The organism is Mesorhizobium sp. WSM4817, from assembly GCF_055811135.1.
The window spans coordinates 95274-106974 of sequence record NZ_JBVVQQ010000005.1 but is presented as its reverse complement, the minus strand read 5'-3'; the positions used below and the strand labels follow the sequence as shown (position 1 = coordinate 106974).

At 62.6% G+C, this 11701-nt stretch carries 11 protein-coding genes; 7 read left to right on the top strand and 4 right to left on the bottom strand.

Annotated elements, in window-relative coordinates; translation table 11 throughout:
• Window positions 1-8 precede the first annotated feature (8 nt).
• The 3 genes from AC0L2K_RS09270 to AC0L2K_RS09260 all read left to right on the top strand — a co-directional run bounded on the left by AC0L2K_RS09270 (window position 9) and on the right by AC0L2K_RS09260 (window position 2081).
• A complete protein-coding gene (locus tag AC0L2K_RS09270) occupies window positions 9-221 on the top strand; it encodes a DUF2065 domain-containing protein (protein WP_473531186.1) in 213 nt (70 codons plus the stop codon).
• Between the two features lie 138 nt (window positions 222-359).
• Entirely contained in the window at window positions 360-1874 is a 1515-nt protein-coding gene (locus AC0L2K_RS09265) for a DegQ family serine endoprotease (RefSeq protein WP_128167087.1), read from the top strand.
• A gap of 75 nt (window positions 1875-1949) precedes the next feature.
• Window positions 1950-2081, top strand: a complete 132-nt coding sequence (locus AC0L2K_RS09260; protein ID WP_473531185.1) for a hypothetical protein — start codon at window positions 1950-1952, stop codon at window positions 2079-2081.
• A 16-nt stretch (window positions 2082-2097) separates the two neighbouring features.
• Here the strand turns inward: AC0L2K_RS09260 and AC0L2K_RS09255 are convergent, their stop codons facing one another.
• On the bottom strand, window positions 2098-2661 hold the full coding sequence (locus tag AC0L2K_RS09255; protein WP_473531184.1) for a GNAT family N-acetyltransferase: 564 nt from the start codon (window positions 2659-2661) through the stop codon (window positions 2098-2100).
• Window positions 2658-3545, bottom strand: coding sequence for a phosphoserine phosphatase SerB (serB, locus tag AC0L2K_RS09250; protein ID WP_023798965.1), 888 nt, complete (start codon window positions 3543-3545; stop codon window positions 2658-2660). Before serB ends, AC0L2K_RS09255 begins: the two co-directional genes overlap by 4 nt.
• On the opposite strand from serB, the gene miaA reads away from it, so the two are divergent.
• Window positions 3535-4527 carry a tRNA (adenosine(37)-N6)-dimethylallyltransferase MiaA gene (miaA, locus tag AC0L2K_RS09245; RefSeq protein WP_023798798.1) on the top strand — a complete coding sequence of 331 codons (993 nt, stop codon included), beginning with the start codon at window positions 3535-3537 and terminating at the stop codon, window positions 4525-4527. The genes serB and miaA overlap by 11 nt on opposite strands.
• 103 nt (window positions 4528-4630) lie before the next feature.
• Window positions 4631-5422 carry a GGDEF domain-containing protein gene (locus AC0L2K_RS09240; RefSeq protein ID WP_023798799.1) on the top strand — a complete coding sequence of 264 codons (792 nt, stop codon included), beginning with the start codon at window positions 4631-4633 and terminating at the stop codon, window positions 5420-5422.
• A gap of 216 nt (window positions 5423-5638) precedes the next feature.
• Here the strand turns inward: AC0L2K_RS09240 and AC0L2K_RS09235 are convergent, their stop codons facing one another.
• Both AC0L2K_RS09235 and AC0L2K_RS09230 read right to left on the bottom strand, forming a co-directional pair.
• Complete coding sequence (locus AC0L2K_RS09235) at window positions 5639-7477, bottom strand: ATP-binding protein (RefSeq protein ID WP_473531281.1); 1839 nt, start codon at window positions 7475-7477, stop codon at window positions 5639-5641.
• A gap of 160 nt (window positions 7478-7637) precedes the next feature.
• The gene (locus AC0L2K_RS09230; RefSeq protein ID WP_473531183.1) at window positions 7638-9440 is read right to left on the bottom strand and encodes an NAD(P)-binding domain-containing protein; all 1803 of its coding nucleotides are present in this window, start codon (window positions 9438-9440) and stop codon (window positions 7638-7640) included.
• 138 nt (window positions 9441-9578) lie between these two features.
• On the opposite strand from AC0L2K_RS09230, the gene AC0L2K_RS09225 reads away from it, so the two are divergent.
• Both AC0L2K_RS09225 and AC0L2K_RS09220 read left to right on the top strand, forming a co-directional pair.
• Window positions 9579-9779: a hypothetical protein gene (locus AC0L2K_RS09225; RefSeq protein WP_091594240.1), complete on the top strand. Its 201-nt coding sequence runs from the start codon at window positions 9579-9581 to the stop codon at window positions 9777-9779.
• A 120-nt stretch (window positions 9780-9899) separates the two neighbouring features.
• A complete protein-coding gene (locus AC0L2K_RS09220; RefSeq protein WP_473531182.1) occupies window positions 9900-11681 on the top strand; it encodes an acetolactate synthase 3 large subunit in 1782 nt (593 codons plus the stop codon).
• Window positions 11682-11701: the final 20 nt, after the last annotated feature.

Here is an 11701-nt window from a genome sequence, read left to right as displayed (position 1 = left end):
AAAGGATCATGCGCCAAATCAAAGTGCTACAGCGTCCTTTGCGCGTCCAAAAAGACGCGCGGCGCTGTAGTGTCGAGGGCCTGGTCTATGGCGGCTTTCCCGGTCTCGCCAAGAAATTTGCCGGCGAAGTTCTGTCGATGCCGGAAAATACGCTGCGGGTCGCCGGGCTGATTGCAATCGCCGTTGGTGTCGGCCTGGTCTGGCTGGTGCGTGGTGGATGACGATGATTTCGGGATAACGGAGGATTTATCCTCTGCCGATAGCCATAGCCGCAAACGTGCCGTATTTCTTGCCAACATGGCTCGACGCAGCGTTTTCGGCGAGCGCTTTTCTTCTCAGAGACACCGGGAGACTTCTCGATGACATCCAACAGCTTTTTGCGCGCGGCGAGGCGGACATTCACCGCGGGTGCTGCAGCACTTCTTATCGGCGTCGCTACCGTCCCGTCGCTGGTGACGCCCGCGGCCGCCGACGACGGCCCGGCTTCGGTCGCCGATCTGGCGCAGGGCCTGCTCGGCGCCGTGGTCAATATATCGACCTCGCAGAGGGTGAAGGGCACGGAAGGCCCGGGCGCGGTGCCGATGCCGCAGCTTCCAGAGGGCTCGCCCTTCCAGGACTTCTTCGACGATTTCTTCAAGAACCGTCCCGGCGAACAGGGCAACCCCTCGCAAAAGGTGCAGTCGCTGGGCTCAGGCTTCGTGGTCGACGCCGAGCAGGGCATCGTGGTGACGAATAACCACGTGATCGCCGATGCCGACGACATCGAGGTGAATTTCTCCGACGGCGTGACGCTGAAGGCGACGCTGGTCGGCACCGACACCAAAACCGACGTGGCGGTGCTGAAGGTCGATCCGAAAGGGCACAAGCTGACGGCGGTGAAATTCGGCGATTCCAGCAAGATGCGCGTCGGTGACTGGGTGATGGCGATCGGCAATCCGTTCGGCCTCGGCGGCACCGTGACGGTCGGCATCGTCTCGGCCCGCAACCGCGACATCAATTCCGGCCCCTATGACGATTTCATCCAGACTGATGCCGCGATCAACCGCGGCAATTCCGGCGGGCCGCTGTTCAACAGCGCCGGCGAGGTGATCGGCATCAACACGGCGATCATCTCGCCGTCCGGCGGCTCGATCGGCATCGGCTTTTCCATTCCCTCGCAGCTGGCGTTGGGCGTCGTCGACCAGCTCCGCCAGTTCGGCGAGACGCGGCGCGGCTGGCTCGGTGTGCGCATCCAGCCGGTGACGGACGACATTGCCGAGAGCCTCGGCATGGCGACCGCCAAGGGCGCACTGGTCGCCGGCGTCATCAAGGGCGGGCCTGTCGACAACGGCACCATCCTGGCGGGCGACGTCATCATCAAGTTCGACGGCAGGGACGTCAATGAAATGCGCGACCTGCCGCGCGTCGTCGCCGAGAGCACGGTCGGCAAGGCTGTCGACGTGGTCATCGTGCGCAAGGGCGTCGAGCAGACCGTGAAGGTGACGCTTGGCCGGCTCGAAGATGGCGAAAAGCTTGCCAGCGGCGAGAACGGCAATACCGACAAGGACACTGGCGACGAGGCGCCTGCCGTCCCGACGGCGTCCGTGCTCGGCATGACCGTTGGCGACCTCAACGACGAGACGCGGACGAAATTCGGCATTGCCGCCGAAGTCTCCGGCGTGGTCATCACTGAAGTCGCCAAGGATTCGGCCGCTGCCGAACGCGGCATTCAGGCCGGCGAGGTGATCACCGAGATCGCGCAGGAATCGGTCGCCACGCCCAAGGATGTCATGGACCGGATTGCTGCGTTGAAGGAGCAGGGACGCAAGAATGCGCTGCTGATGCTGGCGTCGAAGAGCGGCGAATTGCGGTTTGTGACGATCCGGATGGACTGAGTCCCGGAGGCACGTGCTGATGGTGTGTCGCTGAACCAGTGGATCGCGTCGGCGGTGGCGCAAAAGGTTGGAGCCATGAAGACAGCGGCCGATTTCCTGCGCCGACGGGCTGGTAATGCATCGGGCGACGATTTCGCGAAAGTGCTCGATCGGGTCGGCGTCAAACCGCCGCAACCCGGCGACGAGCTTCCGTTTGACAAGCGCTGATCAGGGCCGGCGCTGATCAGCGCCGATTTGCTCGCCAATCCGTGGCTGTCAGCCTGTAGAACACATGCCGCTTGAGCCTGGCGTGGCTGTCCGGAATGCCGGGGTGGTCGAAATCCCTGGCCGGGTCGGCGGTCATGCCCAGGCGTTCCATGACGGCGGTGGACCGGCTGTTATCCCTGACGGGGAAAGAAACGATTTCCTCGAGGCCAAGCGTTTCGAAGCCATAGGCGAGCCAGGCTTCGGCCGCCTCGGTGACATAGCCATGGCCCCAGAATTCGGGCGCCAGCCGCCAGCCGATCTCGACGGTGCCGGCCGGCAGGAACGGCAAATGATCGGTGTCGAGGAGGCCGACGAAGCCGATGCATTGGCGCGTTTCAATTATCTCGGCGGCAGCGAAACCGTAGCCACCCTCGGCAATCCAGGCGCGGAACTCGTCCATCTTGGCGTCGGCCTGCGCGCGGTCGCGGCGAAACGGAAAGAACTCCATGATGCGCTCGTCGGAGTTGATGCGGTAGAAGAGGTCGCGGTCGCGATCCTCCCAGTTGCGCAGGATCAGGCGCTCGGTGCGGATTGGCGTCACTCCACAAACTCCTCCCGCCGGTAGCCCTGCAGATAGAGAAGCGCGGTCAGGTCGCCATGGTCGATGCGGAATTTTGCCTCCGCCGCCACGACATGCTTGGCATGAAGCGCGACACCGGTGCCGGCAAGGCGGATCATGTCGAGGTCGTTGGCGCCATCGCCGACAGCAATGGCGTCGGCGGTCGTCAGCCCGAGGCGCGCCGAAATCTCGAGCAGCGCATCGGCCTTGGCGGCGCGCCCCAGGATCGGCTCGGCGACCAGCCCGGTGAAGCGGCCATCCTGCTCGATCAGGCGGTTGGCGCGATTCTCCTGAAAGCCGAGCATGCCGCCGATGCGTGAGGTGAAGACGTTGAAGCCACCCGACACGAGTGCAGTCCAAGCGCCGTTGGCCCGCATGGTCTGGACAAGCGCGCGGCCACCGGAAGCCAGCGTCAGGCGATTGGCGATGATGCGGTCGACCACGGCAGTGTCGAGGCCTTTCAGCAGCGCCACCCGCTCGCGCAAGGCCGGCTCGAAAGCGATCTCGCCATTCATCGATCGCGCCGTGATGGCGGCGACGTAATCCTTGACGCCGATCTCGTCGGCGAGTTCGTCGATGCACTCCTGGTCGATGACAGTCGAATCCATATCGGCGATAAGGATTTTCTTTCGCCTGCCCTCGGGCCGCTGAACGATCACGTCAACCGGTTCGGGTGCAAGCACGGCGCGCAGGCTGGCGGTCGTTTCAGCGGCTTCGGCCGTCTCGGGCAGGGCGATTTCACAAGCGATGCCTTCGGCCAGCCAGCGAACAGTGCTTGCGCCGACCGACCGCGACGCCATATTCGCAAGCGCCGGCGACAATGCGCGACCGGCGGGATGGGATACAAGCGTGGCGATCAGCGGCATAAAAAATTCCGGCGGGCAGGCGGGCGAGGGCCGCGTTAAGAACGCGATCCTGATAGCCGGGCCGACCGCCAGCGGCAAGTCCGCCCTTGCGCTCGCCCTCGCCGAGCGCAACGGCGGCGTCATCGTCAACACCGATTCGATGCAGGTCTATTCGGTGCTCGACGTGCTGACGGCGCGGCCGACTGCTGCCGAACTCGCTCGCGTCCCGCATTTCCTCTACGGACATGTCCATCCCTCCACCGTCTATTCCACTGGCGCCTGGCTGCGCGACGTGATGAATCTCATCGACGACGGCGCGTTCGTCGAACGTCCGGTCGGCACGTTCTTCGAACGGCCGGTGATTTTCGTCGGCGGCACCGGGCTTTATTTCCGGGCGCTTGCGGAGGGCATTTCGGAAATGCCCGACATTCCGCAGTCGATCCGTGATCGCTGGCGCTACGAACTCCAGGAGCAGGGCGCAGCCAAGCTGCACCGTATCCTGCTGCGCAGGGATTCTGCAGCCGGCATGATGCTGAAGCCGACCGACGGCCAGCGCATCGTGCGGGCGCTGGAGGTGCTCGACGCATCGGGCCGTTCCATCCTGGAATGGCAGGCGGCGCGCGGCCGTCCACTGATCGACAGAGCCAGCACGCGCTTCCTTGTGATCGAGCCGGACCGAGCGGAGCTGGTGGAGCGGATCGAGGCGCGGTTCGACCGCATGCTGGAGAAGGGCGCCCTCGACGAGGTCACGCAGATCACCGATCTTGGCCTCGATCCCGACTTGCCTGCGATGAAAGCCATCGGCGTTCGCGAACTCCAGGCCGCAATGGCCGGCGAGCTGAGTTTTCCCGAAGCGATCGAGCGCGCGAAGATCGCGACGCGACAGTATGCCAAGCGCCAGGCGACCTGGTTCAGGCATCAGTTGGGTCCGGAATGGCTGAGATTGCGCCCTGGTGATCGTGTGGAATCCACGATCTTGGATACCTTTTCGAGTGCAACCTGAAAAGTTGACTTTAAGGGAAGATCTCCCGTTGAAGTTGTCCTAATTAACCCTCCGTAAGGCCGTCGATGCCATAACGTCTTTAGGGTTTTGCAACGGGGAGCAGATGCGTTTTCACAAGGCGGAATCAGCCTTTTTCGTCTTCATCTTCGTAATCCTGGCCGCCGGCCTGGTGACGCTTCACGCCTATGGGCTTCTGCAGGCGCTCGCGGCGGAGATCACTACGCCTGCCGCGATTGAGAAGACCACTTATCTCAACAAGCTGTTGTTTGGGACCGGCGTCCTTTTGGCGACTGCCCTGTTCTTCGGGATTTTCTTCATCTACCCGCTGATCCGCAAGCAGGCGACGGAAGAAGGCAAGCTGCGCGCCATGACGGTTTCGCTCAGCGCCCGTTCGGAAACGCTGGAGCATGCGGCGCTGACCGACGGCCTGACCGGCATGCAGAACCGGCGTTATTTCGACGATGCACTGAAGGAATATCTCGAGGAATTCCGTCGCATCGACAAGCCGGTCGGGCTGATGATCCTTGATCTCGACCATTTCAAGCAGGTCAACGACACCCACGGCCATGATGTCGGTGACCAGGTGTTGCGGGCGGTCGCCAGTTGTCTCAAGGACATGACACGCTATCACGACGTGGTGGCGCGCCTGGGTGGTGAGGAGTTCGCGGTGGTCACGCCCAACATGGATGCCGAACTGCTGTCCAGGTTCGCCGAGCGCATCCGCAAGGCGATCGCCAACATGTCGATACTATCGGGCAATGTCCGGCTGAAGATCACCACCAGCGTCGGCCTTGCCATCTGGGACCGCAAGGAAACCGCCGAAGAGTTCTATCGCCGCGCCGACCGCCAGCTCTACGAAGCCAAGAGGCAAGGCCGCAACCGCGTCTGCGCCTGAAATCCCGGAGAAGAATTCATGAGGCCGGCCGACTGACGCAGCTTTCTCGACTTCCGGTGCTCATGGACTCAAATGTCCACTCCGCGCCGGGTTCTCGAAAGCCACGTCATTCGATCCGGCCTGATGAATTCCCTTCCGGGATTTGCCCTGGTTTCCTAGGGTGACATAGTTTTAACTTTGGAAGCGCCTTAGCCTCACAGGCTAAAGCCGCCCGGCTCAATCGTTCTGCGAGCGCAGGCCGAAGGTTGCCGGTTTCAGGCCATAACGCATGTCGAAATCGTCGTCCGGCTGGGCGCGTGCGACAGTCGGGGCGGGCGGCTTGCGATAGTCGGGATCGCCGGCCTGCCGGCTCGAATCCACGACTTCGGCGAAGACCATCGCCTGCTGCGGTTTTGGAACGTTGCGAAGCCTTTCGACGATCGCCACCAGATCGACATCATGGCCAAGCTCGGACGGCAAGGCTTCCTCGCGCTTGGCTGTGCCCGGGATCAGGCCATCGGACAGTTTTTCGAATTTCATTCGCATGGTCGTCGCCACGCCTTCACCAAAGGCGATGGCTTCGCGCTGGCCCATTGAAGACAGGAACGCCAGTGTCGAGGCCGAGGAATCGGCGATCGCCGAGCGGATGATCGCCTGGTCCTGCTCGTTGGCGAGCCGCATCGCAAAAAAGGTCGAGCACTGCGACAGGATGGTGGGGTCGAGTTCGCCCGGGCGCTGTGTGACGATGCCGAGATAACAACCATATTTGCGGCCTTCCTTGGCGATGCGCGACAGCGCGTGCCGGGTCGGCGCGAAACCAAGGCGCGGATCGGCCGGCATGTAGCGGTGCGCTTCCTCGCACAGCAAAAGCAGCCGCAGCCGGCCTTCGCTCCACAGCGCCAGGTCGAAGGCCAGACGCGCCAGCACCGAGCAGACGGAATTGACCACTTCCGAAGGCATGCCTGCCATCTCGAAGCAGGTCACCGGGCGGCCGTGATGCGGCACGCGGAAAATGTTGCCGATCGTCTCGTGGATGGTGTCCTCGATCAGCCGCGAGTTGAACATGAAGCGGTAGCGCGGATCGGAGGCTGCCGATTCGATGCGCGTCTTCAGCGATTTGAGGGTGGGGCGGTCGTTCTTGCTTTCCAGCAGTCCCATGCGCTCGTCGATCTGCTTGATGAGATCGACAATGCGATAGGGCACCGGCGTGTCCGCGGTCAGCGCATCGCTGCCGCGCCTGAGATACGTGCCCGAATTCGGGTTGCGATAAAGGTTTTTGGCCGCGGGAATAAGATCGCGCAAGGCGTCCACCTCTTCCGGCACGATCTCTCGACCGCGAAACAGCACTTCGGCAAACTCCTCGAGCTTGAACATCCAGAAGGGCAGGTCCAGCGTCGCCGAATCGACCCTGACGCAGTGCTCTGGCAAGGACGCGGCGAACTCGTTGTGCGGATCGAGGATGAGAACGCGCAGGTCGGGTCGAGCGGCGATCGACTTGCGCAAAAGCAGCGAGACGGCGGTGGATTTGCCGACGCCGGTGGTGCCGACAATGGCGAAATGGCGCGCCAGCGTGTCGTCGACAGCTATGTTGGCGTCGATCGCCTCATCCTGTGACAGCGTGCCGATGGTGATCGAGTGACGGCCGGCGAGGTCATAGACCGCCTGCAGGTCGCGGCTGCGGATGCGGTGGGCGATGGCGCCGATATGCGGATAGGTGGTGATGCCGCGGTCGAAAACCGGTTTGGCGCCGGGCTCGGCGCCGTCGCGCACCTCGCCGATGAGCTCGATACTGACCTCGATCGGGTTCTGGCCCTCATCGTGCCAGGCGCGATCCGACTTGCCGACCGCGTAGACCAGCCCGACGGTTCGCGTGTTGCCAAGGTTGATGGAAATCATCTTGCCGACGCTCCAATGGCCGGTGACCGTGCCTAGGATATCGGCGGCATGGGCGCTGATGGTGGCACGCGCGCCGTCGCACTGGACGACATTGCCCAGAACGCGCTTGTCGCTCTGCTCCGCCTTGCGGCGCTCCTGCAATGTCGGCTCTCCGACGGAGGCGTCGCGGTCGACGAACACGGACAGGCTGTTCCCCATTTCCCTTTTCCATTTTCCCCAAGGCGATCGACCTTACGCCGATGCGGTTAAGGGGGGGTGAGGTCGGATGGTGTAAGGACGATTAAGCCGGTCGCGAAAATTGAACCGACCGGCGGCGAGTCCCGGCGACAGCCTCGAACCTCTATCCCGTGTGATGGACCTGCTGCAGCCCGTAGACCGGCGTCGCGATGCCTTCGTGGCGCGCTTTTAATTGCAGCGACAGGAACTGCGAATAGTGGCGTGACTGGTGCAGATTGCCGCCATGGAACCAGAGCGCTTCCTGTTGCGTCGGCTTCCACATGTTGCGCTGCTCGCCCTCCCAGGGACCGGGATCCTTGGTGGTGTTCGAGCCGAGCCCCCAGCATTTCCCGACCTTGTCGGCGACCTCTTTCGAGATCAGCTCCGCCGCCCAGCCGTTCATCGAACCGTAGCCGGTGGCATAGACGACGACATCGGCCGGCAGCTCGGTGCCGTCGCTAAGCAGGACCGAATGTTCCTTGATCTCGGTCACGTCGACGCCGCTCTTCAGCTTGATGGCGCCGTCGATGATCAGCTGGGAGGCGCCGATATCGATATAGTAGCCGGAACCGCGCCTCAGATATTTCATGAACAGGCCCGAACCGTCGTCGCCCCAGTCGAGCATGAAGCCAGCTCTTTCCAGGCCCTCGTAGAAGGCGGCATCACGCTCCTTCATCTTCTCGTAGAGCGGGATCTGGAATTCGTGCAGGATCTTGTAGGGCAGCGAGGCGAAGATGAGATCGGCCTTGGCCGTGGTCATGCCGTTTTGCACGGCCTGCTCCGAATAGAGGGCTCCGAGCCCGATATCCATCAGCGTGTCGGATCTGACGATGTGCGTGGTCGAGCGCTGCACCATGGCGACGTCGACGCCGGCTTCCCAGAGTGCGGCGCAGATATCATGCGCGGAATTGTTCGACCCGATGACGACGACTTTCTTGCCAACGCAGCTGTCTGGACCGGGATGTTTCGAGGAATGGTGCTGATCGCCCTTGAAATTCTCCATGCCTTTGAACTGCGGGATGTTGGGCCGGCCCGACATGCCGGTGGCCAGCACCAGCTGCTTCGGCTTCAGCGTGATGTCCTTGCCGTCGCGACGGACGACGACCGTCCATTCCTTCTTCTGATCGTCATAGGTGGCGCTCTTGGCCTGCGTGGAGGACCAATAGTTCAGCTCCATGACCTTGGTGTACATTTCCAGCCAGTCGCCGATCTTGTCCTTGGGCGAGAAGACCGGCCAGTTCCGAGGAAAGTCGATATAGGGCAGATGGTCATACCAGACCGGATCGTGCAGGCAGAGCGACTTGTAACGCTTGCGCCATGAATCGCCGGCACGCTCGTTCTTCTCGACGATAATGGTCGGCACGCCGAGCTGCCTCAGCCGGGCACCGAGCGCGATGCCGCCCTGGCCGCCGCCGATGATCAGCGTGTTGGGCTGATTGACAAAACCGAGTTCGGCGGCTTCCTTCTCGCGCTCCTCCTTCCAGGTTGGCCGGTTTTTGCCGTGACCGTGCTTGGCACCCATCGGCCGGGCGAAGCCGGCGGGTTCCTCATGGTCCTTCAGCTCGACCATGGTGGTGAGCAGCGTCCAGATCTTGCCGTTCCTCAGCCTGATATGGCCGAAGCCGCGCGCAACCTCCGTTTCGAAACTGATCCAGCCTTCGAGCAGCCCATCGCTCTCCGTGGCGTCTTCGCCTTTCGCAAGCGCCCAGTTCGATGGCTTTATCGTCGCCAACTGGCTCATCAGCATATCGCGGACCTGGTCGCGACCTTCCATGGTCTTGATGTTCCAGGTGAAGGTCACCAGGTCGCGCCAGTAGCAGTCTTCCTGAAAGCACCCGACCGATCGGTCGATGTCGCCGGCGGCGAGCGCTGCGCTGAATTGGTCGAGCACGTCGGATAGTTTCTTGGCTGGGGCCTTGTCGAGCATCAAACTTCCTCCCGTGAAGTGCTGGTCGTCATCGCGGCTTGCCGGCCCCTCCCAGGCCGGTCGACCGGAGTATCGCGGCAAACGGCGTGCCGCGTCACGTCGTCAAATAGTTTGGCGCGGTTTCAATGGCTTATCTGGATGATCGCGGACACTGATCCTGCCGGCGATCATGCGGAACGGTGGTTCGAGGCGATGGGTGCAACCGGGCTGCCTGGCCCGAACCGTCTGGCGTCTTTCATATTCGCCGTTGACAGCGGCGCAAAACCAATTCTATTGTCCGCCACCATGAAAACGGCACTCATTCTCGTAGTAGGAAAGCGTGTGGGCAAGGCGGTGTAACCGCCGGGCGAAAACCCCCCATGCGCAAGACACAGGCTCCCTCGGGGGCCTTTTTTATTGCCCGAAACACGACTAAACGACCAGCAATCGCCCGATGGCGGACAATACGGGACCAGACCGATGAGCAGTGGACAGAACGAACGGCGCGAAATGACCGGAGCCGAAATGGTGGTGCAGGCGCTGAAGGACAACGGCGTCAAGCATGTCTTCGGCTATCCGGGCGGCGCAGTTCTCCCGATCTATGATGAAATCTTCCAACAGGACGAGGTCGAGCACATCCTCGTCCGTCACGAGCAGGGTGCCGGTCATGCGGCGGAGGGCTATGCGCGGTCGACCGGCAAGGCCGGCGTCATGCTGGTGACATCGGGGCCGGGCGCCACCAACGCGGTCACGCCGCTGCAGGATGCGCTGATGGATTCGATCCCGCTGGTCTGCCTGACCGGTCAGGTGCCGACCTCGCTGATCGGCTCGGATGCGTTCCAGGAGTGCGATACGATCGGCATCACGCGGCCCTGCACCAAGCACAATTGGCTGGTGAAGGACGTCAACGATCTCGCGGCGATCATCCATGAGGCCTTTCACGTCGCGACGACAGGACGCCCCGGTCCGGTCGTCGTCGATATCCCGAAGGACGTGCAGTTCGCCAAGGGCATCTATGTGCCGCCGCAGACGGCGCCGCGCACCAGCTATCAGCCCAAGGTCCAAGGCGACCTGGACAAGATCAAGGCCGCGGTCGAGTTGATGGCCAACGCCAAAAGGCCGATCCTCTATACCGGCGGCGGTGTCATCAATTCCGGCCCGGAAGCCAGCCATTTGCTGCGCGAACTGGTCGACCTGACCGGCTTCCCGATCACCTCGACGCTGATGGGCCTTGGCGCCTATCCGGCTTCGGGCAAGAACTGGATGGGCATGCTCGGCATGCACGGCACCTATGAAGCCAACATGGCGATGCATGATTGCGACGTCATGGTCTGCATCGGCGCGCGCTTCGACGACCGCATCACTGGCCGGCTCACCGCGTTCTCGCCGAATTCGAAAAAGATCCATATCGACATCGATCCGTCATCGATCAACAAGAACGTCCACACCGATGTGCCTGTTATCGGCGATGTCGGCCGGGTGCTGGAGGATCTGGTACGGCTGTGGCGGGCCACCGCCAGGGCTGACAAGAAGGCGCTGCACCCGTGGTGGGAGCAGATCGCGAAATGGCGGGCGCGGGATTCGCTTGCCTACAAGATGAACCACGACGTCATCATGCCGCAATATGCCGTCCAACGGCTCTATGCGCTGACCAAGGACATTGACACCTACATCACCACCGAGGTCGGCCAGCACCAGATGTGGGCGGCGCAGCACTATCATTTCGAGAAGCCGAACCGCTGGATGACCTCCGGCGGGCTCGGAACGATGGGCTACGGCCTGCCGGCGGCGCTCGGCGTGCAGATTGCGCACCCGGATGCGCTGGTCATCGACATTGCCGGCGACGCATCGGTGCAGATGACGATGCAGGAGATGAGCGCCGCGGTGCAGCACGAGGCGCCGATCAAGATCTTCATCCTCAACAATCAGTATATGGGCATGGTGCGGCAGTGGCAGCAGCTTCTGCACGGCAACCGGCTGTCGCATTCCTACACCGAAGCGATGCCGGATTTCGTCAAGCTCGCCGAAGCCTATGGCGGCCATGGCATCCGCTGCGAGAAGCCGGACGAACTGGACGACGCCATCAAGGAGATGATCTCGGTGAAGAAGCCGGTGATCTTCGACTGCCGGGTCGCCACGCTTGCCAACTGCTTCCCGATGATCCCGTCGGGCAAGGCGCATAACGAGATGCTGCTGCCGGACGAGGCGACCGACGAGGCGGTGGCCAACGCCATCGACGCCAAGGGCAGGGAACTGGTGTAACCCCTAACGCCCGAGCCGAG

Coding starts and splice junctions, on each gene's coding strand:
- AC0L2K_RS09230 (WP_473531183.1), bottom strand. CDS start 9,440: ATGCTCGACAAGGCCCCAGCCAAGAAACTATCCGACGTGCTCGACCAA.
- AC0L2K_RS09260 (WP_473531185.1), top strand. CDS start 1,950: ATGAAGACAGCGGCCGATTTCCTGCGCCGACGGGCTGGTAATGCATCG.
- AC0L2K_RS09265 (WP_128167087.1), top strand. CDS start 360: ATGACATCCAACAGCTTTTTGCGCGCGGCGAGGCGGACATTCACCGCG.
- AC0L2K_RS09225 (WP_091594240.1), top strand. CDS start 9,579: ATGATCGCGGACACTGATCCTGCCGGCGATCATGCGGAACGGTGGTTC.
- AC0L2K_RS09270 (WP_473531186.1), top strand. CDS start 9: ATGCGCCAAATCAAAGTGCTACAGCGTCCTTTGCGCGTCCAAAAAGAC.
- AC0L2K_RS09240 (WP_023798799.1), top strand. CDS start 4,631: ATGCGTTTTCACAAGGCGGAATCAGCCTTTTTCGTCTTCATCTTCGTA.
- AC0L2K_RS09220 (WP_473531182.1), top strand. CDS start 9,900: ATGAGCAGTGGACAGAACGAACGGCGCGAAATGACCGGAGCCGAAATG.
- serB (WP_023798965.1), bottom strand. CDS start 3,545: ATGCCGCTGATCGCCACGCTTGTATCCCATCCCGCCGGTCGCGCATTG.